This is a genomic window from Paracoccus sediminicola, assembly GCF_027912835.1.
In the GTDB taxonomy this organism is placed as follows: domain Bacteria; phylum Pseudomonadota; class Alphaproteobacteria; order Rhodobacterales; family Rhodobacteraceae; genus Paracoccus; species Paracoccus sediminicola.
The window spans coordinates 1,243,489-1,266,337 of record NZ_CP115768.1 but is presented as its reverse complement, the minus strand read 5'-3'; the positions used below and the strand labels follow the sequence as shown (position 1 = coordinate 1,266,337).

General features: G+C 64.3%; 25 protein-coding genes and 1 tRNA gene. 7 read left to right on the top strand and 19 right to left on the bottom strand.

Going from position 1 to position 22,849, the window contains the following annotated elements; all coding sequences use genetic code 11:
• Nucleotides 1–291: 291 nt before the first annotated feature.
• The 16 genes from PAF18_RS17500 to PAF18_RS06190 form a co-directional block, all read right to left on the bottom strand.
• Nucleotides 292–630, bottom strand: a complete 339-nt coding sequence (locus PAF18_RS17500; protein ID WP_434802243.1) for a DUF7220 family protein — start codon at nt 628–630, stop codon at nt 292–294.
• Nucleotides 627–1,616, bottom strand: a complete 990-nt coding sequence (locus tag PAF18_RS06260; protein WP_271117744.1) for a DNA cytosine methyltransferase — start codon at nt 1,614–1,616, stop codon at nt 627–629. The genes PAF18_RS17500 and PAF18_RS06260 overlap by 4 nt, the downstream gene beginning before the upstream one ends.
• Complete coding sequence (locus tag PAF18_RS06255; protein WP_271117743.1) at nt 1,616–2,938, bottom strand: site-specific DNA-methyltransferase; 1,323 nt, start codon at nt 2,936–2,938, stop codon at nt 1,616–1,618. The genes PAF18_RS06260 and PAF18_RS06255 overlap by 1 nt, the downstream gene beginning before the upstream one ends.
• Before the next feature lie 421 nt (nt 2,939–3,359).
• A complete protein-coding gene (locus tag PAF18_RS06250; protein WP_093359575.1) occupies nt 3,360–3,788 on the bottom strand; it encodes a DUF6362 family protein in 429 nt (142 codons plus the stop codon).
• On the bottom strand, nt 3,785–3,982 hold the full coding sequence (locus tag PAF18_RS06245) for a hypothetical protein (RefSeq protein WP_271117742.1): 198 nt from the start codon (nt 3,980–3,982) through the stop codon (nt 3,785–3,787). Before PAF18_RS06245 ends, PAF18_RS06250 begins: the two co-directional genes overlap by 4 nt.
• Nucleotides 3,983–4,125: 143 nt before the next feature.
• Nucleotides 4,126–4,515, bottom strand: a complete 390-nt coding sequence (locus tag PAF18_RS06240; RefSeq protein WP_434802242.1) for a hypothetical protein — start codon at nt 4,513–4,515, stop codon at nt 4,126–4,128.
• Between the two features lie 367 nt (nt 4,516–4,882).
• Entirely contained in the window at nt 4,883–7,171 is a 2,289-nt protein-coding gene (locus PAF18_RS06235) for an AAA family ATPase (protein ID WP_271117741.1), read from the bottom strand.
• A complete protein-coding gene (locus PAF18_RS06230; RefSeq protein WP_271117740.1) occupies nt 7,168–7,926 on the bottom strand; it encodes a PD-(D/E)XK nuclease family protein in 759 nt (252 codons plus the stop codon). Before PAF18_RS06230 ends, PAF18_RS06235 begins: the two co-directional genes overlap by 4 nt.
• A complete protein-coding gene (locus PAF18_RS06225; RefSeq protein ID WP_271117739.1) occupies nt 7,926–8,126 on the bottom strand; it encodes a DUF6511 domain-containing protein in 201 nt (66 codons plus the stop codon). Before PAF18_RS06225 ends, PAF18_RS06230 begins: the two co-directional genes overlap by 1 nt.
• Nucleotides 8,127–8,350: 224 nt before the next feature.
• Nucleotides 8,351–10,018, bottom strand: a complete 1,668-nt coding sequence (locus PAF18_RS06220) for a DEAD/DEAH box helicase (protein ID WP_271117738.1) — start codon at nt 10,016–10,018, stop codon at nt 8,351–8,353.
• A 10-nt stretch (nt 10,019–10,028) separates the two neighbouring features.
• Nucleotides 10,029–10,628, bottom strand: a complete 600-nt coding sequence (locus tag PAF18_RS06215; protein WP_271117737.1) for a hypothetical protein — start codon at nt 10,626–10,628, stop codon at nt 10,029–10,031.
• A 14-nt stretch (nt 10,629–10,642) separates the two neighbouring features.
• Entirely contained in the window at nt 10,643–11,521 is an 879-nt protein-coding gene (locus PAF18_RS06210) for an ATP-binding protein (protein ID WP_271117736.1), read from the bottom strand.
• Nucleotides 11,518–12,006 (bottom strand): hypothetical protein, encoded by a 489-nt coding sequence (locus PAF18_RS06205; RefSeq protein ID WP_271117735.1) that lies wholly within the window; start codon nt 12,004–12,006, stop codon nt 11,518–11,520. The genes PAF18_RS06210 and PAF18_RS06205 overlap by 4 nt, the downstream gene beginning before the upstream one ends.
• Before the next feature lie 27 nt (nt 12,007–12,033).
• Nucleotides 12,034–12,396: a hypothetical protein gene (locus PAF18_RS06200; protein ID WP_271117734.1), complete on the bottom strand. Its 363-nt coding sequence runs from the start codon at nt 12,394–12,396 to the stop codon at nt 12,034–12,036.
• The gene (locus PAF18_RS06195; protein WP_074219579.1) at nt 12,396–12,608 is read right to left on the bottom strand and encodes a helix-turn-helix transcriptional regulator; all 213 of its coding nucleotides are present in this window, start codon (nt 12,606–12,608) and stop codon (nt 12,396–12,398) included. Before PAF18_RS06195 ends, PAF18_RS06200 begins: the two co-directional genes overlap by 1 nt.
• A gap of 211 nt (nt 12,609–12,819) precedes the next feature.
• Nucleotides 12,820–13,503, bottom strand: coding sequence for a hypothetical protein (locus tag PAF18_RS06190; RefSeq protein WP_271117733.1), 684 nt, complete (start codon nt 13,501–13,503; stop codon nt 12,820–12,822).
• Between the two features lie 108 nt (nt 13,504–13,611).
• Between PAF18_RS06190 and PAF18_RS06185 the strand changes: the two genes are divergently transcribed.
• The 6 genes from PAF18_RS06185 (at nt 13,612) to PAF18_RS06160 (ending at nt 18,985) form a co-directional block, all read left to right on the top strand.
• Nucleotides 13,612–14,289 carry an XRE family transcriptional regulator gene (locus PAF18_RS06185; RefSeq protein ID WP_271117732.1) on the top strand — a complete coding sequence of 226 codons (678 nt, stop codon included), beginning with the start codon at nt 13,612–13,614 and terminating at the stop codon, nt 14,287–14,289.
• A 170-nt stretch (nt 14,290–14,459) separates the two neighbouring features.
• Complete coding sequence (locus tag PAF18_RS06180) at nt 14,460–16,436, top strand: AAA-like domain-containing protein (protein WP_271117731.1); 1,977 nt, start codon at nt 14,460–14,462, stop codon at nt 16,434–16,436.
• A gap of 131 nt (nt 16,437–16,567) precedes the next feature.
• Nucleotides 16,568–16,786, top strand: coding sequence for a hypothetical protein (locus tag PAF18_RS06175; RefSeq protein ID WP_271117730.1), 219 nt, complete (start codon nt 16,568–16,570; stop codon nt 16,784–16,786).
• 53 nt (nt 16,787–16,839) lie between these two features.
• The gene (locus PAF18_RS06170; protein WP_271117729.1) at nt 16,840–17,280 is read left to right on the top strand and encodes a DUF2924 domain-containing protein; all 441 of its coding nucleotides are present in this window, start codon (nt 16,840–16,842) and stop codon (nt 17,278–17,280) included.
• Nucleotides 17,277–18,602 carry a recombinase family protein gene (locus PAF18_RS06165; RefSeq protein ID WP_271117728.1) on the top strand — a complete coding sequence of 442 codons (1,326 nt, stop codon included), beginning with the start codon at nt 17,277–17,279 and terminating at the stop codon, nt 18,600–18,602. The genes PAF18_RS06170 and PAF18_RS06165 overlap by 4 nt, the downstream gene beginning before the upstream one ends.
• Nucleotides 18,602–18,985 carry a hypothetical protein gene (locus tag PAF18_RS06160; RefSeq protein ID WP_271117727.1) on the top strand — a complete coding sequence of 128 codons (384 nt, stop codon included), beginning with the start codon at nt 18,602–18,604 and terminating at the stop codon, nt 18,983–18,985. Before PAF18_RS06165 ends, PAF18_RS06160 begins: the two co-directional genes overlap by 1 nt.
• Nucleotides 18,986–19,053: 68 nt before the next feature.
• Here the strand turns inward: PAF18_RS06160 and PAF18_RS06155 are convergent, their stop codons facing one another.
• Entirely contained in the window at nt 19,054–20,187 is a 1,134-nt protein-coding gene (locus tag PAF18_RS06155; RefSeq protein ID WP_271117726.1) for an ATP synthase subunit B family protein, read from the bottom strand.
• Between the two features lie 605 nt (nt 20,188–20,792).
• Nucleotides 20,793–20,882, bottom strand: a tRNA-Ser gene (locus tag PAF18_RS06150).
• A 99-nt stretch (nt 20,883–20,981) separates the two neighbouring features.
• On the opposite strand from PAF18_RS06150, the gene trpB reads away from it, so the two are divergent.
• The gene (gene trpB, locus PAF18_RS06145; protein WP_434802241.1) at nt 20,982–22,208 is read left to right on the top strand and encodes a tryptophan synthase subunit beta; all 1,227 of its coding nucleotides are present in this window, start codon (nt 20,982–20,984) and stop codon (nt 22,206–22,208) included.
• Here the strand turns inward: trpB and PAF18_RS06140 are convergent.
• Nucleotides 22,205–22,819 (bottom strand): DUF4893 domain-containing protein, encoded by a 615-nt coding sequence (locus PAF18_RS06140; protein ID WP_271117724.1) that lies wholly within the window; start codon nt 22,817–22,819, stop codon nt 22,205–22,207. The two genes, trpB and PAF18_RS06140, sit on opposite strands and share 4 nt — an antisense overlap.
• Nucleotides 22,820–22,849: the final 30 nt, after the last annotated feature.

Below are 22,849 nucleotides of genomic sequence, written 5' to 3'. Positions count from 1 at the left end.
CAAATTCGAGGAGATGTATTTCAGGGATTTGGTTTGCCCAAACAAGCACACTTATACATTTTTCCAGTTCGTACTGGATGCCCTAAGAGAGCATGAGAGCATCGTTAGAGATTTAATCACACGAGAGAGAGAGGACGATGAGGTGGTGGTCGGAGTGAACAACATCCATCCTCATTTTTGCCATACATGCGGAGAAACTCTTTTAGGAACTCCTGACCCAGTATCGGGGGCCAATCGGGCATCGGAATGCGCATATATCGGTGTTCCATACCTCTGTATTCGGTTCTAAACCTACCAAGGTTTGCTTCCTACTGCTAGTTCGGAGGGGCCATCCACGTCGGTGGCGACATCGTTCGTTTTTGACTTGGGCTTCCGCTGCAAGTATTGACCTACCTGCATTCGCTCTGTTGATAATTTACGCATCCGGACCGTCTCGAACAGCCTGCGCAGCAGATAGCCCCGCGCCAGCGACACGCCGACGAAGGCGAGGCCGATGGTCAGATGCTCCGCGAGACCCGTCTCGATCCCGAACCACGGGAACACGACGATCTGCGTGGCGATGGCCAAACCGTATCCGACGACAACGTTTGCCGCGGCCTCGACCATCGACATGGTCCGGCTCTGTTTCATCGCAGGCTCTCCAGAAACGCCGTCACGAACTCCGCCGCGAGCGGCGGCACGATCGCATTGCCATAGCCCCGCAAGAGCCCCATGCGGCCGGATATCCCATCAGCCAGCGGGAATGTTCCGGACTCAACGGGCGGCCAGCGGCCATCGCGGCAGAGGAGCCAGTCCGGATCTCGCCAGACGCCGTCCGTCGCATCGGTTCCGGCGAGGTCGGCGCCTTCGACCAGTCGACCAGCTTCACCGTCCTGCGGCTTGCATCGGTGTTGCCGGCCGCGTTGTATCGCTCCGTGGCGGGCGAGCCTACCATCGCCGTCGGCCAGCCCGCGAGCCAGACCTGCCGACCCAGCAACGCGTTTGTCGGCACCGCCCGGCATTCCGACCCGTCCTTGTGGTCCCTCGCCGATGCCGTCGCCCAGCCCGCGAGTGACTGTGTCCATGGCAACGGCGCCGAAGAACAACCGCTGGCGGATGTGCGGCGCGCCGATGCCCGCAGCCGGCAGATCGGCCGCCGCGACGGCGTAGGATGCCGTTTCCAGGTCAGCCGCCAGAGCGTCGAACCACGCCCAGCCAGCCGGGCCCTCAACTGCCGGGCGAGACTTTCTGCCAACCGGTCCGAGCACTGCCGCGCTCGCGACCTGCTCGCCGAAGACGAGCTCCGGGCGGCAAGCTGCGACGAGCCGAAGGAAAGCCGGGGCGAGGTGGCGTTCATCGTCCTGTCCCTTGCGCTGACCGGCCTGACTGAAGGGCTGGCAGGGCGGCGAGCCGGTCCAGACGGACAGATCCCCGGCCACGCCGGCGAGGCGCAGCGCGTGGGGCCAGCCGCCGATTCCGGCGAAGAAATGGCATTGCGCGAAGCCGCGCACGTCGGCGGGCTCCACCTCAAGGATGGACCGCTCGTCCACCTCGCCCGCGGGCAGGTGTCCGGCCGCGATCAGCTCCCGCAGCCAGGCACATGCGGCGGGATCGACAGCGTTGTAGTAGACGGCCATCAGGCAGCCGCATCGGCCTTTTCGCCCAGCCGCTCGGCCTTCACCTCGGCGAAGGTCCGGCCGTCGCCGTCAAGGGTCGCGTTCTTGCCGGTTTCGGCCTGCCAGCGCTCCACGGCGACATCGACATAGGCCGGGCTGATCTCCATCGCGAAGACGCGCCGACCGTTGGCCTCGCCCGCCATGATCTGCGAGCCGGAACCGGAGAAGGGCTCGTAGCATAGCCCGCTGCGGGCGACGTGCTGCCGCATCGGGATCCCGAAGGCGTCCAGCGGTTTCGGCGTCGGGTGGTCGGGGCGATCGTCCTTCGCGAAGGACGGCATCTCCCAGGTCGATGGCAGCGTCTGCTCGGCCACCTTCGGCGGGCGGTTCGGGCGGCGCCAGCCCATGATGCAGGGTTCGTGCTTCCAGAGGTAATGCGACCGGGTCAGCACCCCGCGGTCCTTCACCCAGATGATCTGCTGGTGCACGAAGGCGCCCGCCTTTTCCCAGCAGGCGTCGAGCATCGCCTGGCGGCGCGAGGCGTGCCAGCAATACCAGGCCGCATCGTCGGTGATGGCTTCCGCCACGGCGGCGGCAATGAAGCCGTCATAGAGTTCCGCCCCCTGCGAACTGTCGTCCCAGGTCGTGCCGTAGGACGCTGACCAATCCTTGTTTCGGGTCGGGTGGTTCGAGCCGTCATAGTCCACCAGATACGGCGGGTCGGTCGCGAACAGGATTGCGCGCTCGCCGTTCATCAGGCGGCGCACGTCGGTCGCGCTGGTGCTGTCGCCGCAGAGCAGACGGTGATCGCCAAGGATCCACAGATCGCCGGTGCGCGAGGCCGGATTACGCGGCGGCTCGGGGATGGTCACCGGCGGCACGGAGCCTCCGGCGCCACCTTCTTCTTCACCGCCCCCGTCCGAATCGAAGGCCAGCAGCGTGTCCAGCTCGCCGTCGGAGAAGCCGACCAGCGACAGGTCGTAGTCGTCCGCGAGCAAGTCCTGCAGCTCGGCCGAGAGCAGGGCCTCGTCCCAGCTGCCGAGTTCCGTCAGCTTGTTGTCCGCGATCCGATAGGCCTGCCGCTGCGCCTCTGTCAGGTGCCCGAGCACGATCACCGGCGCTTCGGTCAGCCCGAGCTGCGTGGCAGCGAGCACGCGACCGTGGCCCGCGATCAGTTCGCCGTCCTCGCCGACAAGGCAGGGCACGGTCCAGCCGAACGCGGCCATGCTGGCGGCGATCTTCGCGACCTGGTCGGCGCCATGCACCTTCGCGTTCTTTGCGTAGGGCTGGAGCTTGGCCAGCGGCCAGGTCTCGATCCGCTCGGGGGCGAAGCTCAGCGTCATGGGCGGGTGGTTTCCGTCGATTAGTGGATACCGGCCGGAGTCCGGAGTCCGGATGCCACGCCGGACTCCACGAGGGGTCCAGCGGCGTCCGAGGCATCCGGTCCGAAGACCTGCGTTCATTGGGGTTCGCGCGGGGGTCGGGTGGATCCGGGATCCGGGTGGCTTCCCAAAAATCCGGCCCTGTCGCTGGCGAAATATCGCGCCAAGCCCGCCAGCATACATAGTCGCCAGGAAGGAACCATTGACTTCAATGGGTTGGCGGCTCGGACGCCGGCTGGATACCGCGCTGGATCCGGGAGACCACATGCGCGAGCCGTCCCGCGCGCGCCTCTCCCGAGTATATCCGGTTTCTAACCCGGGAGAGCCGTTTTTGCCTTAGCGAAAACTGTCCGGCGGACACTTTCCTATTGTGCCCATGGGCTTACGCGCCAGCGGCCAGCGCGATCACCTTGCGCTTCGACAGGCTGCGATTGAACGACCGCCTGTTGAGCGTCAGCGCGATCACCGAAAGCCCGTATTGCCAGTGCTGATGCGCCGCGGACCGCCGAAGACCGACCGCCCAGCAGATCTCCTTCCAGCGCTCGCCATGCGCCTTCATCCAGACGATCTTGCCGTCGAGCGGCTCGAGGCACGCCGTCCAGGTCAGGGTCTCCTCCATCCGGCTGATATCCTGCGGCGAGGGCAGCACGCGCATCGGTTTCGGTTCCTGGCCGACCTTGTCGCCGAAGCTGTGGACGATCTCGGGCCATGTGCTGAAGTATCCCTGCCGCCGCGGCTCGGGCATGCGTTTCAGCACGAGGGCCGCCACGGCGAGCCGCTCCTCGACCATTGCCGGGGTCCAGTCCGTCATCGCTGCACCTCCTGTTCCGAGGGGCGCGCGCCGTAGAGACGCTCGCCGAGTTGCCGTACCAGTTCCCGCTCAGGCCAAGTAAGTCTCTGGTCGTCAAGCGAAACCGCGAAGATGCCTTGCTCCTTCCACCCTTCGCGCCGTATCTGCTCGGGGCCGCGGCGATGGCCTCCATAGCCCTTGGGATGCCACCTCATTGGATGCCTCCCTTGGTTTCCAGCGCCCAGAACAGGATCGCGATGGCATCGGCCTCGTTGTCGTCGGCCGGGCTGAACCCGCGTGCCCGGGCGGCCGCGATCATGGCGTCCTTGTTGGCGTTGCCCTTGCCGGTGGCGAAGCGCTAGATCGTGCCCACCGGGACGCCCTCGTAGGGCACGCCGCGCAGCTCGGCCCAGGAGGTGAGTGTGGCCATCAGCCCGCCGTAGACATGGGCCGCGTCCGTGCCGGCGTGGCGGCGGACCTCCTCGAACCAGATTGCAGCAATAGGCCCGGAGAGCCGATCCAACTCAGCCAGCCAGTTGGTGAAGCGCAGGTAGCGCATGCCGCCGCCATCGAAGCGACCAGGACGGAAAGACACGGTGCCGGAGGTGATCAGGCCGTCGGCTCCGTGCAGGGCCCACCCCGTGGTGTTGCCGAGATCGAGCGCGAGCAAGGTGCGATCGGCACGATGCGCGACAGGCAGATCGGGGATTGCCTCACGAGCGGAGGTGGCGAGAGTCAGGTCAGCCATGGGTGGTCTCCTCTTCTGGTTGGCTGCTCGGGTGGAAGACGACGGCGGCCTGGTGCTTTGCGGTACGGGGCCGCCGTCGTCGGATCGGGATGTGAAGAGAGCGTCGAGCCCCGCGCGCGCGGATACCCCTCGACGTATGGGAGGAGAGGCCAACCCTGCCGGTTGGCCTCTCCATACGTAGTATGGGGGCTTCCCCACTCGCCTCATGTTTTGGGCGTAGCGCACTGTTTTCATTGCGCTTTTACGGGTCGAGCGATGAGAGGGGCCGATGAGGAAGACCTTTCTCATCTTCATGCCCAACCCATTGATTTCATTGAGCCATGAGGAAGGGGTGAGGATGAGGAAGGCCGCGCTCATGATGAGGAAGTCAGTCATGCGCCTCCTCCGGATAGACCCAGACGGAGGGGTTCTCGACCTCGCGCGCGCGGCCGGAATGGGGGCATTTGTAATGGGTCGGTAGGACCGCTACGCCCTCGTCGAGAACCTCGCCGGTCTCGGCGTCGATGACGGGATCGCGGCCGAAGCGCATGTCCCGGACGACGAGATACCCGAAATGCGATTGCGTACCGGGGAAGCCGTGCTCCGCGAAATTCCGGCGGAACTTGATCTGCCCCTTGGTGGCGAGGACCGCGAGCCGTTCGCGGATGCTGTAGCGCCCGCCCAGATCGTGCTGGTTCTCGAACGCCTCGGCGAACTGGGTGGCGGTGTAGAGCCGTCCCTCGGCCGCCTCGTCGAAGATCAGCCCGAGGACGACCAGGTTCTTGCGATCCCGCTCCGCGTCATGCCTGGCGCCCAGATCCTTGCGCACCAGCCGCTCGCTGCTCGGGGTGAGCTCGGTCCAGGTGCCATTCAGCTTGTCGACCACCTTGGCAGGCAGCGCGGGCCCGTTGCGCAGCTCGATCTCCAGCCGGCGCTCGCTGGCCTCTTCGTCGGGCCGGTACAGGATCAGACCTGTTGTGTAGAAGCTCCGGAGCGCGCTGGCGCCGGAGAGCGCCAGGAACGGGTCCTCCTTTACCTCGTGCTTCGACAGCTTCTTGGTGTGGTGGACGAGGATCACCCCGCAGTCGGGATTGACGTGGTCGCGCAGGACCTCGACCCGGTCCTTGAGGAAGAACATCATGGCGGCGTTGTCGTTCTCGCCGTCGCCGTCCGGGCCACCGTCGAAGAGGTTCCGGATCGGGTCGATGCACAGGATGTCGAGCGGATCGTCGGGGAACGCGGCCCTGATGGCCTCGGCCACGCGCGCACTGCCCTCGGCATCGAGCAGCATCCGCAGCTTCGGCGTAACGATCAGGTTGTCGCGCGCGGCCGCGATCAGCTCTGGCGGCAGGCCGATCTGCTGCATGCGCTCGCGCAGGTAGTGATACTGGATCTCGGCCTGCAGGTAGAAGATCCGCAGCGGCCGCGGCGGAGTGAAGCCGAGGAAGGGCGCGCCCGCCGCCATATGCACGAGCAATGCGATCAGCAGATCGCTCTTGCCCACCTTGGGCGCGCCGCCCAGCACCAGGAGCCCGCCCGGCGTCAGCACGCGGGGACCGATGATGTCGTCCGGCATCGGGCTCGCGTCGTCGAGGAGCGCGCCCAGCGTGAAGGTCGGCAGGTCCATCTGCGCAGGCGACGCGCTGTCGAGGCGGACCAGCGGCGGCCCGTGCCGCTTGATGTGCAGCTCCCAAAGGCGGTTCGTCTCGCGCTTAAGCCGGTCGAGCGGCCACGACGGGCGCAGCATCGCGGCGTTGTAGCCGCAGATCGCCGCCCAGCCCTCGTCCATCGATATCCGGCCCTCGTGGACCAGCCGCAGGAAATAGCCGATGGCGGCCGAGGCGCCCTCGAAACGCGACCAGTCGTCCGTGCCGCCCTCGTGCACCGGGGTTGCCAGCACGTCGTCGATCGCGGGTTTCTCGCGGGGCTCGGCCGTGGCCATGCCGACGCCGGGCATGGGCGGCATGTCGGAGATGCGCTCGGCCATTTCGGCGAGATCGACCTCGAGTTCGGTCGCCTCGCGGATCTGCACCAGCCGGGTGAGCCCGCCCTTGTGATAGACCGTGCCGGGCACACGGATCGGCTGGTGGGCCGAGCGGAAATGGGTATCGCCGCCGACCTTCAGCGCGATCTCGCCGCGCAGCTGGCAGAGCCGGTCGAGATCTAGGCCCTCAGCAGGTTCGGTCAGCTTCCACCAGACATGGAGCTTGGTCGCGCCCTCGGGCGAGCGCCCGCCGCTCTCGACGATCAGGGTCGGCCTGCCGAGATGGTGGAGGAGGTGATCGAGCTTGGCCGGGATGTCGCCCGAGTCGAGATCGACCACGAGGCTCTGCATCTGCAGGACATCCGCGGCGCGGGCCTGGCCCGTCTCCGCCACCGTGCCGGGAATGACGTAGACCGCCGCGCCCTCGCGCGCCGCCCAGCCGGCGAAGGTAGTGAGCTTCTCCGGCGCGGTGGCATCCGCGTCGATCCAGATGTTGTGCGGGCGGCCATCCTTGCCCTGACCCTTGTCCACGAAACCGCGGACCGGGATCAGGCCCTCGGAATAGCCGAAGACCACGTCGACGAAGCAGGCGATCTGGTCCGCGTACGGTTCGACCGCAAAGGGATCGTCCAAGGGCGCCGCATCGTTGAAATCGCGCCAGGGATTGAAGTGGATGATGTTGTCGTCGCTCATGCCGGCAGGCTCCAGCAGCGCTCGGCCCACGGGCAGAACCGGCACTCGAAGAAGTCGCGGTTCTGGGCCACGCGCGGCAGCAACTCTCCCGCGTCGGTGGCTCGCAGGATCCGCACGCCCCGGTCCGACATTCGCTGCGCAAGGTCGGCGTCGAAGGACACGAGCTCGTGGTGCAGCTCGGCAGTGTCCTTGTTGATCGCGGTGAAGAGCGCCGGGTTGGCCGAGATGCCCGGCACCGTCGCTTCCATGTAGGCTTGGTAGAGCGCGATCTGGGCGGCGTAGACCGGCTTCGCCACGGTCACGCCCTTGGCCACCGTCTCGTGCCAGTTCTTCGCGTTCATGGTCTTGCACTCCCAGAGCGCCGGGGTGCGCAGCCCCAACGCCGCTGGGGCCTCGACGACGATTCCGTCGACATGGCCACGGATGCGCCCGCCCGCGACGGAGAAGCCGAACTGGACGCCTTCCCGCTTCTGGGTGACCAGATCGAGCCCCGCCGCCCGAAGCCAGCGGATGGCGAGATCCTCGAGTTCATGCCCGATCGCGAAGATCCGGAGCGACCGCCCGGAAAAGTCCTGGCCCTCGTCCTTCGGCGCGCGCGCGAATTCGAACTGCAGCGCGCGCTCGCAGGCATGGCCCAGCCGGGACGCGCCGAGGTAATCGCGCGGTTGCGTCGCCGCGCGCTCGGCTTCGAGCGCGGCGTCCACGGCCGCATTGATGCGCTCGGCGATGCCGGGGCGATGATTGAAGTCCAGCATCAGAACGGGATCTCCGCCTCGGCGGCGATCTCCGCCATTTCGTCCCGGAAGGCCTCGATGGTCGTGACGATCAGCCGGTGCATGTCGTTCTGGGTCAGCTGGCCCAGTGGCCGGTCCCAGCCGATCCGCTCCATCTCGGGTGCGAGCGCGCGCATGACGGCGGGCAACGCCTGGGTTTCCTCTTCGGTGAAATCGACCATGCTCATTCCTCTCTTTGCTTTGCGGGTGAAGGCCGCCTGGCAGCCCATGGAGCAGAACCAGCGGCGGGTGCGGGTTGGGCGCGGCCGGTGGGGATCGAACCAGCCGAAGCCGCGGGTGCGCGCGGTGCAGACGGCGCAAAGCACCGGGCGCGGATGCCAGAGGCGATCAAAGCCCGGTCGATCCGGAGCCGCTGCGGGCGGGGATGGGACTTGCGCGACATGGTTCACGCCGCCCTCCGCTCGGGCGCGGCCGACATCACGAGACGCCGAATGTCGCGCCGGTTGAACTGGAAGGTGATCAGCGCCGAGGCGCGGTAGCGCGTGAGCCCGTAATCCTGCCGCTGCGCGGGCGAGAGGTATTGCAGCTGCTTCTCCGTCGGCGCCTGGCCCAGCCAGCGCTGGGACTTGAAGGCGCTCTCGTCGGTCTCGTGTTCGTTCAGCCAGTCGTCGGCCTGCGCCAGACAGACGGTGCGCTCGCCCACGCCGAGGAGGCGCGTCCGCTCATTCTTGCCACCGCCTACGGCGTGCCAGCGCCCCTCGAGGAAGAACACGCCGCCCCAGGCATTGAACCCGCTCGCCATGAGCGCGGACTCGTCATCGAACAGATCCTCCCAGGCGAAGCTGGAGCGCCTCAGGAGGTCGATCTCGGACATGACCACGCTTTCGAGCGGCGGCTCCCCGTCGCTCAGGAACTCGTATCCGCAGATCGGGCATTGGCGGGCTGCGAGCGGGACCGTCGCTTCGCATTCCGGGCAGGTCTTCGTCGGCGCGTCGCACGGTGTGGGATCGCGGCCGTCGAGATCGACGTCCTGCTCCAGCGTGCCGTGCGTCAGGCTCGAGATGCCGAAATCCAGCACGATGCAGTCGGTCTTAACGATGCCGGGGTGCTCGGCCGGGTCGACGGTGCGGAGGCCGCGCCCGACCATCTGGATCATGGTCGACTTGCAGGAGCTCGGCCGCAGCAGCACCACGCTGGGGGTGGGCGGGTGATCCCAGCCTTCGGTCAGCACCGCCACGTTGACGACGACCTGCGTTTCGCCAGAGGCGTAGGCTGCGAGGATCCGGCGGCGCGTCTCGGAGCCGAGGTCGCCGTGGATGACGCCGGCGGGGATCCCGTTGTCATTGAAGGCTTCGGCGACGTTTTCCGCGTGGGCGACGGTCGAGCAGAAGACCACGGTCTGGCGGTCGCCGGCCTTCTCGCGCCAGTGCCGGATGACCTCCTCCGTGATCGGTGCGCGGTTCATGATCTCCGCAACCGCGCCCATGTCGTAGTCGGACGCGGTCTTGCGCACGGCACGCAACTTCTCCTGCACGCCCACATCGATCACGAAGGTGCGCGGTGGGACGAGGTGACCAGACGCGATCAGTTCGGCCAGCGTGACCTGGTCGCCGACATTGTCGAAAACCTCGCGCAGCCCTTTCCGGTCGCCGCGGTTGGGCGTCGCCGTGACGCCGAAGATGCGGGCTTCGGGATTGGCGTCGCGAACGCGGTCGATGATCCGACGATAGCTGTCGGCCACCGCGTGATGCGCCTCGTCGATCACCAGCAGATCGAGCTTGGGCATCGCCTTCAGGCTCGGCGAACGAGACAGCGTCGGCGCCATGGCGAAGGTGACCTGGCCAGCCCACGACTTCGAGCCGGCATCCACCACGGAGGTGGTTACTTCCGGATTGACCCGGCCGAACTTCGCGCGGTTCTGGCCGGTCAGCTCGTCGCGATGGGCGAGAACGCAGGCCTTGGCCGCCGTCTTCTCCACCAGCTTGCCGGTGACCGCGGACAGCATGATGGTCTTGCCCGCGCCCGTGGGCGCGACGCCGAGCGTGTTGCCGTGCTTCGAGAGCGCAGCGAGGCTGCGCTCCACGAAGACTTTCTGGCGGGGACGCAGCCGCATCGGACGCCCCTCACTGCGCCCAGGCCGGGCGGCCGGGAGCCGCCGGAGCGGTCGGCTGCGGTGCCGCCGGCTGCGGCGCGGGCTGCGATGGCGGCTGATAGCCGTGGCCGGCCGTGCCCATGACCTGCGCATAGTCGCGATGGTCGGGCGTCACCGCGGCACGGATCTCGTTCTTGTCCTCGCCCATCGCATCGGAGCCAATGTCGATGCGCGCGACGAACTCCAGCCCGTCAAGGTCGGCGAAGCCGTTGATCAGACGTGCGGCCTGCGTCTCGGGCGAGGTGTCCTTGTCGGAAATCCCGCGCGCCGAGTTCAGCATGCCGCGGACGAGACTACGGCCCATATTGGCCCAGTCCGGACCCTTGGGGCTGTGCAACCCGATCAGCGTGAAGATCTTGCGCCGGGCATAGGGGCCCTCGGTCACCGTGAACTCGCCGTTGAGATACACCGCACCGGTGGAGCCGCGGGTGGCATAACCCCCGGTCCAGCCCTGCGAGGGATCGTCGAAGCCGCCGGGGCGGATGGTCAGGCGCACCTTGGCGAGCGTCCCCTTGGGGATCAGGTTCGTGTTGGACTGCGCGTCGTTGAAATCGTTCCAGAGACCGGTCATGGCGTGGGGTCCTTTCAGTTGGTGGGATCGGTTTGAGGGGTCGCGGCCGGCGCCGGCATGCGCGGCGCGTCCGTCACGAGCGGGCGTGCATCGATCGACAGCGGCTGGCGGATCTTCTCGATGAGCCGGCCGAGATGCGGCGGTTCCAGCAGGTCGAGCCGGCCGGAGCGGTCCTTTGCCGGGTAGCCCCAGCTGTTCTGCGTGTGGCAGACGAAGACCCGCTGCGGCACGCCGTTGTCGTCGGGCAGCGAGGTGAGCGTCAGCACCTCGTCGACGATGCCGGGCAGCTCGAGCCCGGTCTTCGATCCGTCGATCTGCGGAACGAAGACCTTGCGATTGAAGTCGTCGAATTTCTCGTCGAGGATCCCGACGAAGATCACGTTCTTCGCCCGCGTGTGCTGGAGGTGGGTGAGCCAGGCGATCATCTCGCGCCCGTGCAGACCGTAGGCCCCGCGGACGTCCGGCTTGCCGGTCTTGTCGGAATGCGCTTCCGGCTGACCCTTGCACCACTGGAAGCAGAGCCGTCCTGCCACGGTGATCGAGTCGATGAAGACCGTGTCGTACTTCTCCAGCACCTTCGGATCGCCGTACTTCTGGCAGATCGCCTGGTAATGGTCCTCGCTGTAGGGCTGGTCCGTGCGCAGCGCCGGGTTCGGGCCGCCGATGAACACCGCGAAGTCGCGGCATTCCCGCCAGGTGCGCGGGCGGATCGTGTCGATTGCCACCCCCTCGATGGCGAGATCGCCGGCCTCGAGGTCGAAAAACAGCGTGGTCGAGGCCCGGAGCGTGCGCAGAAGCGTGGTCTTGCCGACCCCGCTCGGGCCGAAGACGGCGGCCTTCACGCCGCGCACCTCGGCCAGCCGCTCGTCGGCGCTGATGATCGGGAGGCTCATGCATCGCCTCCCTGCGGCCGGATCTCGACCTTCAGCGCGCCGGTCTTCACTGTCCGCGCGGGCTCGAAACCCTGGCGGATCGCATCGGGCCAGGCCGCGTATTTGCGCTCGGGCACCTTGAAGGCGATGTCGAGATACTCGGCCGGGTCGTCCCCGGCCGCGCGGATCCGCTCGACCATGGCCGCGAGCTGGGACTGGTCCCACTCGACGCGCTTCGGCAGATCGGCGACCACGGTGAAATCGCCGTCGTCGAAGCGGACCGTGCCCGTGTCCTTGGCCTGCGCCTGCCGCTCCTCGGCGGCGCGGGTGGCGTAGCGGACGGTCAGCGCGGCATCGAGCCGGGTCTTCGCGGCCTTGTCGCGTTTCAGGCGCTCGTCGATCTCGCGCTGAAGGATGGCCAGCAGTTCGACGGGCAGCCCGGCGATCTCCTGCGGGCTGAGGCGCGGCAGGTCATCGGGCGTGGGTGTGTTCTCGGGAAAGGGCATTGGGGTCTCCGGAATGGGGAATGGGGTTCAGGCGGCCTCAAGCAGGCGCATCGAGAGCGCAGCTCCCGGTGGGCCTGGCTTCGGGCGGGCGACGGCGATGTAGGCAAAGGCGTCGGGGCCGAGCCGGGACTGCACGAGATGGACGAGGTTCTGCTCGGCCGCGCGGCGGGCCGCGGCCGCCACCAGTTGCAGCGTGCGTTGCCGGTCCGCCGGCAGCTTCGAGATGACCGACGTGGCGTCGACGGCGAGGAAGCCGCGGTGATAGACCAGCGCCTCGCCGGGTTCGGCCTGCGCGATCCAGGCGGCGAGCCCGACCTCTTCGAGCCCCGGCCCGTTCGCGCCGTGCAGCGGCACGAACTCGGCCTCGGTAATGGGCGACAGGCGTCCCATCAGGCCGCTCCCGCGCGCGGCTGGGTGTCCATCGTGTGCTGGAGCTGGTCGCGCTCGAAGGCGACGATGTCCTCGAGCCGGTAGACGACCCGGCCGCCGATCTTCATGTAGGCGGGGCCTTCACCCGCCCACCGCCAGCGCTCCAGCGTGCGATGCGAGATCGTCCAGCGTCGGGCGAGTTCCTTCTGGTTCAGGCAATGCTTCTGCTGCATCGGCTCTCTCCGTTTGCGTGTGCTTCGGAGAGAGATTGCGAAATCCCGCTATGGGATGTCGTCAGGATCGCAGGGGGATGCAGAGGGGGATGGATATGGCCTTGCAAGACAGGCTTGGACGGCTCGCTGTGGGATCGTCATCCCCCTCCATCGCCCAGCCGATCCCACACCGAGCGCAATCAGGGACTGCGCATAGGGGATGGCTGGCGAGTCAGTCGATGTTCAGACGGTAGCCGCCGCGGCGGTCGGAGCGGATCAGCTGCCGCCAGTCCTTCTGCGACTTGAAGACGTCGGCCATGCGCAAGCTCTTCGAGCCGGCCGAGGACAGGATGGCCTTGCCGCTCTGCCACGCCTCGCCCCGCTGCGCGGCCTCGTGCAGCGCGCGGACGACCTGCGCCTGGATCGGGCCGAGCCGGAAGCGGTAGCTGTTACAGCGCACCTCCTGGTAGTCGGCCGAAGCGATGAAGGTGCTCTCCTCGATCGCCGAGCCCCCGGAGGAAAACCCAGACTGCAGCTTGAAACGATCACGTTCCTCGCGCCTTAGCAGCAGATCGCCGATCATCACGAAGACCGGCTTGGCCTCGCCATAGAGCGACGCATAGTCCGCGCGCGGCGTGCGGAACTCGCTGACATAGAGCTCGCCGCAGCGGAACAGCTGGAAGACGTCGCAGGCGTGCAGGTCGAGCAGCCCGCTGAAGGGCTTCTGCTCCCACGGCGCGCGGAACCGCTCGCCGTCCTGGCCCTCCTCGTAGTCGCCGAACTCGACCGGCTCGCCGAAGACGCGCACCGACAGCCGGAGCTTGTCGTTCTCGGCCAGGTAGACGAGGTCCGTCTCGGAAATCCGCCAGCGCTCGAGCACCTCGGGGAGCGTGAAATACAGCTTGTCGGTGTGCACTCGCCCCTCCGATACCTCTGCCTGATGTTTACCTTCTGTTCTTATTCGCTTGACGGCCGTCGATCAATCCGATTTTATCCTATTTTATCCACAGATGGGTGGGGAAACATGAACGAGCATCACACGCTTGCCGACCGTCTCAGGGCCCGGGCCAACCAGCTCGGCCTCAGCCCCGCCCATGTCGCCGAGATGGCCGGCGTGAACCGCTCCTTCGTCTACGACATCCTGCGCGGACGATCATCCCGCCCCGGCATCGACCGGCTGGCCGAGGTCGCCCGTGTCCTCAAGGTCGACCGCGATTGGCTGATCCACGGGATGGGAGATGTCGAGGGCACGCCCCCCTTCATCGAGAACCCGGACGAGGCCTTCGTCTCGATCGCACATGCCAGCCCCCGCCCGTCCATGGGCGGCGGCGCCGTTGTCGAGGAGCATGAGGATCCCGCCGGCCGCGCCTACCACTTCCGCCGGTCCTGGATCCGGCACAGCCTGAAGGCCAGCCCCTCCCAGCTCCGGATCATGCATGTGGAAGGCGACAGCATGGCGCCCACGCTGCTCGACGGCGACACGGTGCTTGTCGACATGGCGCGCCGCGCGCCGAACCCGCCGGGGATCTTCGTGCTGGACGACGGCATGGGGCTGGTGGCCAAACGGCTCGAGCACATCCCGAACAGCGACCCTCCCGCCGTGCGCGTCATCTCGGACAACGGCTTCTACAGCCCCTACGAGCGAACGGCCGACGAGATCCACATCGTCGGCCGCATCCGTTGGTTCGCGCGGGAGATTTGACCGTCCACCGGCTTCCTCTGGCTAGCAGATCAGCTCGCAGGCCCATGCAAAGACGTGCCGATCGTCCTCCTTCAGGCGACAGCATACAGTAGAGTTTATCGTTGTTGAGCAACCGTGCGGGCGCTATGAGAGAATGATCGCGTACAAGCACATAGGAGTTGGCGAATATGATGAGCGAGGTGCAGCCAGGTCGCCACCCAAAGTTCGATATTACGATCTTTGATCCTCAGGAGCAGAGGGTCCTGCGCCGTATGGAGCAGATGTTTCATCTTACGCGATACGGCGAAATCACCATCGGCAACCAGAAAAGCCAGTACCGCTATGCACTTATCAAGCCCTGCGGGAAGATGCGTGGAATTCTTCACACTGATCGTGAAGTCTTGGTCGTATTCTCTTCCTACGTTGAGTTTCAACCGCGGTCGATAGATGCGTTCGACCATATCATCGAACAGAGCTCAGAAGACTTTCGAATTGAGAAGGTAGCGAGGATTCTCGTCAGCGGAGACGCAAATATCAGCAAGAAGCTCAAGGATTTATTTGAGAGCCGACCAGATGCGCCAGTAGTGATCCCTTATCACTTCAGCGAATTCTCCCTCGCCACTCAGGAGTCCGATATTATTGGAAGAGTACGAGAGTTCACCTTCTCGAGGGATCTCTTTTCAATGTCTTCGCCACTGCGTAGCGAGCTCTACTTCTATGGCCGTTCTGATATCATAAATGAAATCTCTGCAAAGCTAGCCTCGGGAGAGAATTTTGGCTTATTCGGACTGCGCAGAAGTGGAAAGACCTCACTTATATCCGGAGTAAGCCGAGCACTTGCCACTCGAAGTGGCACAAGTGTTTCGATTGATTGTCAGTCGCCGTCGGTTCACCAGCTACGCTGGAATGAGCTCTTGCGGCATATAGCTTCTGAGCTGAAGTCCACCCTCTCCGTTAAACACCGGATCGGAGATGACACAGCTTATAGCACAAAAGACGCGGCAACAACTTTTTCTGAGGACGTCCGAATTATATCGAAGCAAGCAAAGAAAGCGTTTGTTGCAATCCTTTTTGACGAAATTGAGCGGATTGCCCCGGGCACGGCATCATCAGAGCACTGGAACAAAGAGCGTGACTTCCTACTCTTCTGGCAGTCAATGCGAGCTGCATTCCAAAGCGCATCGTCACCTATCGTGTATCTGATCGTAGGGACCAATCCGCATTGCATTGAGGCAGTTAAGCTCTTCGAGAGTGACAACCCCCTTTACGGGAATGTGGAGAAGCGCTTTATCCCGATGTTTACGCCTGGGCAGGTTTCGGAGATGGTTGGAGACTTAGGTGCTATCATGGGTGTCGAGTTTGATGCAGAGACCCGGGTGAAGCTGTTTCAAGACTTCGGCGGACACCCGTTTCTGACCCGTTATGCGTGCAGCTTTATTGCCGACGCAGCACGTGAGAGGCCCATAGTGGTTGATCGCACGCTGTATGCTCTAGGCGTCAACGAATACACTAACGAGTCCGACAGCTACGTATCATCTGTTGTGGGGCTGCTTGAAGAGCAGTACCCCGACGAGCACTTGATGCTTGAGTATATCGGCCAAGGAGATGTGGATAGTTTCAACTCCTACGCGCACCATGACACAAGTCTGCTAGAGCACCTTTATGGCTACGGCGTTCTCAAGAGGGGTGTCGAGGGTAGCTTTTTCAATATCGGAATAGTCGAGAGGTACTTCTCAAAGAAGGCAAAGCCTACGAGACTTCTTGGCAATGAAGATCGCCTCGCTGAGATATCAAAAAGACGCAACGCACTTGAAAGAAGGGTCCGAACGCACATCAAGACTGTCTTTTCGATACAATTCTCGAAATCCAATCGTCTTGAGAGTCTCTTGTCGAAGTTTCCATCGAAAAGGCAAGGTGGTCTCTCTGGGATGGGCTTCGATGATCTTTTGGCGGAAGGCGCAAGCCCCTTATATTTTGATGAGCTCAAGTCTATAATCTTGGGGTTCTGGGAAAAGTTTGAGAACTCTCTTGAAATGAGCAAGACAGAGTTTGAGTATCATATGGACGTGGTTAACAGGTCACGCTACGACGCGCATTCAAAAGATGTTGACGATCACTATTTTGATAAAGTTCGTGTTTCACTTGGCGAGTTAGAGTCGATGTTCTGAGTTTTTTCTAGGTTCGAGTACCACTCTACACGCCGCATTACTCGCAACTGCGAAAGCAACCTGTTTTGACTTGAACTTCCACGCCGCACGCCGCCACGAAGGAGCAAACCGCCTCAGGAGGTTCGCTCCCCATGCCAGACGACATCACTTTCGCGCCGCCCGCCGACACGCTCACCACCGATGAGCGGCTGGCGGAACTGGCCGGCATCCTCGTCGGCGCCATCGCGCGCAGCAACCCGCCGAAAACGAACGAGAATTCTCCGTTCGACGGAGACAGTTCGCTGGACATTCTCGCCCTCAGACGCCGTCGTCGGAGAAAGGTTCGCAACCGAGTTGGAGACGACGCATGAGGAAAAGCACAAGGAAATCAGGCACGAAGGCTGCGCCCGCGCGCCAGGCGAAGATGATCGACGTCCTGGCCGAACTGTCGGCGCTTAAGGCGATGACGGTGCCTGAGTTGCAGGAGAAGTGGCAGGCCATCTTCGGGGAACGCGCGCCGAACGCCAGCCGCGGCCACCTCGAGCTTCGGCTTGGCTACCGCATCCAGGAACTGGCCCATGGCGGGCTGCGCCGGGAGACGCGCCGCACGCTCGATGCGCTGGCCGACGAGGTCATGAACGGCAAGCTGGGCGGCATGGTGGCGGATCCGCGCAAGCCAGCGCCCGGCACGAAGCTGGTCCGCGAGTGGGGTGGCAAGGAGCACATGGTCACCGTTCTGGCGGACGGCTTCGAATGGCAGGGCCGGCGCTTCAAGTCGCTCTCGGCCGCCGTGCGCGCGATCACCGGCGCACACTGGAATGGCTGGCGGTTCTTCGGGCTCGATCGGACCGGAGGCGCCCGATGACCAGAAAGTCCCAGACCGAACCGGCGCGCCGCCTGCGCTGCGCCATCTACACCCGCAAGTCGAGCGAGGAAGGGCTCGACATGGAGTTCAACAGCCTCGACGCGCAGCGCGAGGCCTGTGAGGCCTACATCGCCAGCCAGCGCGCCGAGGGCTGGGCGTGCCTGCGCGAGCGGTACGATGACGGCGGATTCTCCGGCGGCACGCTGGACCGCCCCGCGCTAAAGCAGCTGATCGCCGATGTCGAGGACGGGCTGATCGACGTGGTCGTGGTCTACAAGATCGACCGCCTCAGCCGGGCGCTGATGGATTTCTCCAAGCTGGTCGAGATCTTCGACCGCCACGGCGTCACCTTCGTGTCCGTCACTCAGTCCTTCAACACGACCACATCGAAGGGCCGGCTGACGCTGAACATCCTGCTCAGCTTCGCCCAGTTCGAGCGCGAGGTGATCGGCGAACGGATCCGCGACAAGGTCGCTGCCTCGAAGAAGAAGGGCATGTGGATGGGCGGCTACGTGCCGCTCGGCTACGACGTGGTCGACCGCAAGCTGATCGTGAACGAGGCCGAGGCGGCGCAGGTCCGGACCATGTTCGAGCTCTTCGCGCGCTCGGATTCCACCGCTGCCGTGATCCGGGAACTGAACGCCCGCGGCATCCGGTCCAAGCGCGGCCGGCCCATCGACCGCGGGGCGCTCTACAAGCTGCTGCACAACCGCATCTACCGCGGCGAGATCACCCACAAGGACGAGACCTATCCCGGCATGCACGAGCCCATCGTGGATGCAGCGTTGTGGGACGCGGCCCATGCCGTGCTGGCCGGCAACCGAAACCAGCGGGCCGGACGCACCCGGAGCACCGAACCGGCGCTGCTGCGCGGGCTGATCTTCACCGAGACTGGCGCCGCGATGACCCCGCACCACACGAAGAAGGGGAACAGGCGGTACTGCTACTACGTCTCGATGGACGTGATCCAGAAGCGCCCGACGGCCGAGCTGCGCGGGCCGCAGCGGCTGCCCGCCGCCATGGTCGAGGAAGCGGTTATCGGAGAAATCCGGCGGCTGCTGCGCACGCCGGAGATCATCGCGCGCACCGCGCGCGCCTTGAAGAAGGAGCGGCCCGACCTCGACGAGGGCACCGTGACCGCCGCACTGACGCAGTTCGACGGTCTCTGGAAGGCGCTGATCCCGGCCGAGCAAGCCCGCGTCGTCCAACTGCTCGTGGCGCGCGTGACGGTGGGCGAGGACGGGTTGGACATCGACCTGCGCCATGACGGGCACGGCGCGCTGGCGAGCCTGATGACGCCCGCGCAGGAGGACGCCGCCTGATGCCCGCGAACGAGACCATCCGCATCCACATCCCGCTCACGGTCCGCAAACGCGGCGGCCGGCCCCGTATCCTGCCGCCGAAGGACATCGAGGCGTCGGAGCCTCCGCCGGGACAGGATCCCTACGTGCTGCGCGCCATCGGCCGGGCATGGGCGTGGCGGAAGCGGATGGAGCGCGGCGAGGTCACCACCATCGCCGATCTCGCCGCCGAGGAGGGGCTGTCCGACCGCTATGTCAGCCGCCTCCTACGCCTCGCATGGCTGGCGCCGGACGTCCTCGAGCGGCTGGTCGTGCGCCGCGAGCCCAGCGCGATCAGCCTCTACGACCTGTGCTTCGTCGCATCCCTGCCGTGGGACGAGCAGCCGGCGCGAGTGTTCGGCTAAGCCTTGCTCTGCCTTGCATTTCAGAGACACGTCTCAAGTCCGAGTATCGACCCGACCGACGTGCCTCCTTACGCAGACTCTCGGTCGATTGCGTCGGCGATATTTCCCAAATGGAAAAGGATGGCGCGAAGGTTCTCGAGCATCGAGTCGATATCTGCCTGGTCATATTCCGTGCGAGTGCCCGATGTGTCCGCGTGCGCGGCGCGGTTTCGCATGCTTTGAACGTCGGCGATCAGGCTGCCTTTGGAAAGGACGTCGACCTCTTTTCTGACAGTCTCAATCCTCGCGAATCTCTTTCTGATATCCCTCAGAATCGACAGGATATTGATCGGGTAATCAGTATCGATTTTCTCATGATCCCTATGCAACAACATCGTAGACTCGGCCAAACTCGCGTTGAAGTTTGCAACCTCCTTTCGGAGGATTCCTTCGGCCTTTTCCTTTTCGGATGCACTTTCAGCATACGCATACTCAACGATCGATTTTGAGAGTGCGTTGAACTTGCCTTCGAGATCCTCGAGAAGCTTGATGGTTCGCTTGCTGATGGGAACATTCCAGGCCTTCGCCAGTGTGTATACTACAAATTCTAGCATGCGCCCAACGCAAAGAGCAGACGTAGTATAGTGTCCGCTGGCGTATTCCCTGAAGAAATTCTCGCCCTCTAGCCTCAACACTTGAAATGCTTCATCTGGAATCCGAGTTCGGAAATTCACCAAGACATCCGCAAGAGGCCCAGTCCCTGGAAGGGAGTCCGCCAGTTGCTCACTGCTCAGCATAGCGAGGCGATCCGCCGGAATCGGCGCGAACAGGCGCTCTCTGATAGTGCGTGCAGCAACTAATGCGCCATCCTCGCCAGGTGCAGCCACGATTTCAAGCCAGTCCGCTTCTTCAGCCGTGATACCCTTGGGCTGCTCGGAGCCAAAGAGCACTACAATGCAAATTACTTGATCTTCGAATGCCTCGCGAACAGCCTCCATCTGGCTTCGCGCTTGGGAAAGAACCATACGCGCCGATCGCAAGCCCAAAGACTTGATCTCAACGACCGCTCTTTGGGGTGAGGAAATATAGATATCTGTCTGAAACCAACGATTATCGCCGGTTTTTACTCGAAAGCCTGGAACTACCTGAATGCCAACCTCACTCAGTGCGTCAACCAGTTGCCGCTCGAATTCTGATTCTGGCTGAAACGCTCTAGAAGCCACTATTACTTCCCTTTCGTTACTCTCGCTCGAGACCTATAGGTTTCGTTGAGACATGCGCAACGGTTCGGCTTTCGTCGGCTTCACGACTAACAGCCCAGAGGCTCCCCGTCAGCCAGCAAATCATGCCTTCGCGCATGAAGCCATTTGGCTCATGGAAAGCGCTTTCGACCCGTGTCATGCGTTGCGCAGGCAAGCGTTCACCGGGCGACCGTAAGACTGGCGTTCCGCGTTCACGCTGCGGATGTTGCTCTCGTATCAGACCAACTTCCACGGTGTTGAGTTCACCGCCATAACTACGCGCCAGTCGGCCAGCGTACCTCGCGGCTACGCCTCCTGCATGTTCGGTCTCTGTTTCGGTCGATAGCATTGGAAACATGGCGTGCAGTTTTGGCGGGGTTGCGAGGCAGACCATTGGAAAGGCGCAGAAATTTTCAACCGAACCGGAATCGACGCGGTTCGCCCGACCAGAGACTGCCGGCCATACAGAGACGGAAATCGCTGCGGCCCCGCGTCTCAGCAGTTCGCACCCATCCGGCAAACCCCTTTGAAAACAGTGGAAATTCTGCCTCGGACGCGCGGCATGAACGGGTTCGAAATGGTGATAGTGGCGGAGGAGGTGGGATTCGAACCCACGGTGGAGTCTCCCCCACGTCGGTTTTCAAGACCGGTGCATTAAACCACTCTGCCACTCCTCCGACCGCGACGTGCTAGCCTGCGACGGAATGTTGCGCAAGCCCGGCTTGCCCGCGCAGCGGCGTTTCGATACCACCGGCGCAACGCATAGGAGGCGCATGATGGAGCGGATCAATTCTCTTAGCCAGGGCCCGGACGAGCAGGGGCGCTTCGGGATTTTCGGCGGGCGCTTCGTATCCGAGACGCTGATGCCACTGATCCTCGATCTCGAGGCGGAATATGACCGGGCGCGCAACGATCCCGACTTTGCGGCCGAGATGTCGGATCTCTGGGAACATTACGTGGGCCGGCCCAGCCCGCTTTATTTCGCGCCGCGCCTGACCGAAGAACTCGGCGGGGCGAAGATCTATCTCAAGCGCGAAGAGCTGAACCACACCGGCAGCCACAAGATCAACAACGTGCTGGGCCAGATCCTGCTGGCGCGGCGCATGGGCAAGACCCGGATCATCGCCGAGACCGGGGCCGGGCAGCACGGCGTCGCCACCGCAACGGTCTGCGCGCGCTTCGGGTTGAAATGCGTGGTCTATATGGGGGCGAAGGATGTCGAGCGTCAGGCGCCGAATGTGTTCCGGATGCGTCTTCTGGGGGCCGAGGTGGTCTCGGTCAGTTCGGGCAAGGGGACGCTGAAGGATGCGATGAACGATGCGCTGCGCGATTGGGTGACCAATGTGCGCGACACCTTCTATTGCATCGGCACGGTGGCCGGGCCGCATCCCTATCCGCGCATGGTGCGCGATTTCCAGGCGGTGATCGGGCGCGAGACGCGGGACCAGATCATGCGCGCCGAAGGTCGGCTGCCCGATACGGTCATCGCCTGCATCGGCGGGGGATCGAACGCGATGGGGCTGTTCCACCCGTTTCTCGACGATCCCGAGGTGCGGATCATCGGGGTCGAGGCAGGCGGCCACGGCGTCGATGAGCGAATGGAACATTGCGCCTCGCTGACCGGCGGGCGGGCAGGGGTTCTGCATGGCAACCGCACCTATCTGTTGCAGGACGAGGCCGGGCAGATCCTTGACGGGCATTCGATCAGCGCCGGGCTGGACTATCCCGGCATCGGGCCGGAACATGCCTGGCTGCACGAACAGGGACGTGCGGAATATGTCTATGTCACGGATGATGAGGCGCTGGAGGCGTTCCAGCTTTTATGCTGGACCGAAGGCATCATCCCGGCCCTCGAACCGAGTCACGCGCTTGCCCACATCACCAAGATCGCCCCGGATCTTCCGAAGGATCACCTCATCGTGCTGAACCTGTCGGGGCGTGGCGACAAGGATATCTTCACCGTCGCGAAGAATCTCGGGGTGGAGATCGACGCGGGCGGTTAACGGGTCAGAAAGAGCAGGTTCATCCGCGATTCGAGATCCGGGTCCGGAAAGATGATCCGCGCTTTTCGGTCCGAGACCGCCTCGACGATGCCGATATCGGCCCAGATCTGCCCGGACGCGGCGCTGCCCAGCGGAGCTGCGGGCAGATCGGGATAGGCGGGGACGTCGATTCCCGCCACGAAGCCCGTGCCCAGATAGACCACCCGGCCGTCATCTTCGTGAAGCGTGCCGCGCGTGCGCTGAGAGCCGCTGAGCTTCTCGAAGCTGTTGCCCCGGATGCGGCAATCAAAATCGTCATAGACCACCAGCGGTGACAGATCGCCTGCCTTCATCATCCGGCATTTCCAATCGCCCTCTAGCGCCGCCCGCGCCTCGCTCATCGGCAAGGGGCGGCCGCCAAGCGCCTCGACAAGCTGCGCCACATCGCCGTTCTCGCCGCCGCTCAGAGCCTCGCGCAGCGCAGCGCCGACATGCAGATCGAGCAGCGAAAGCTTGTCGGCATCTGCAGCATGAAGGGCAGCGCCGTCGTCGAGTGTGAAATCCCCGTTGCCCGCCTGATCGAGAGCCAGGGCGGGAAGGGCTGCAAAGGCGGCCAGCAATATCGTGGCCATATGTCGGCGAAGGGCAGGGCGGAGCATTCG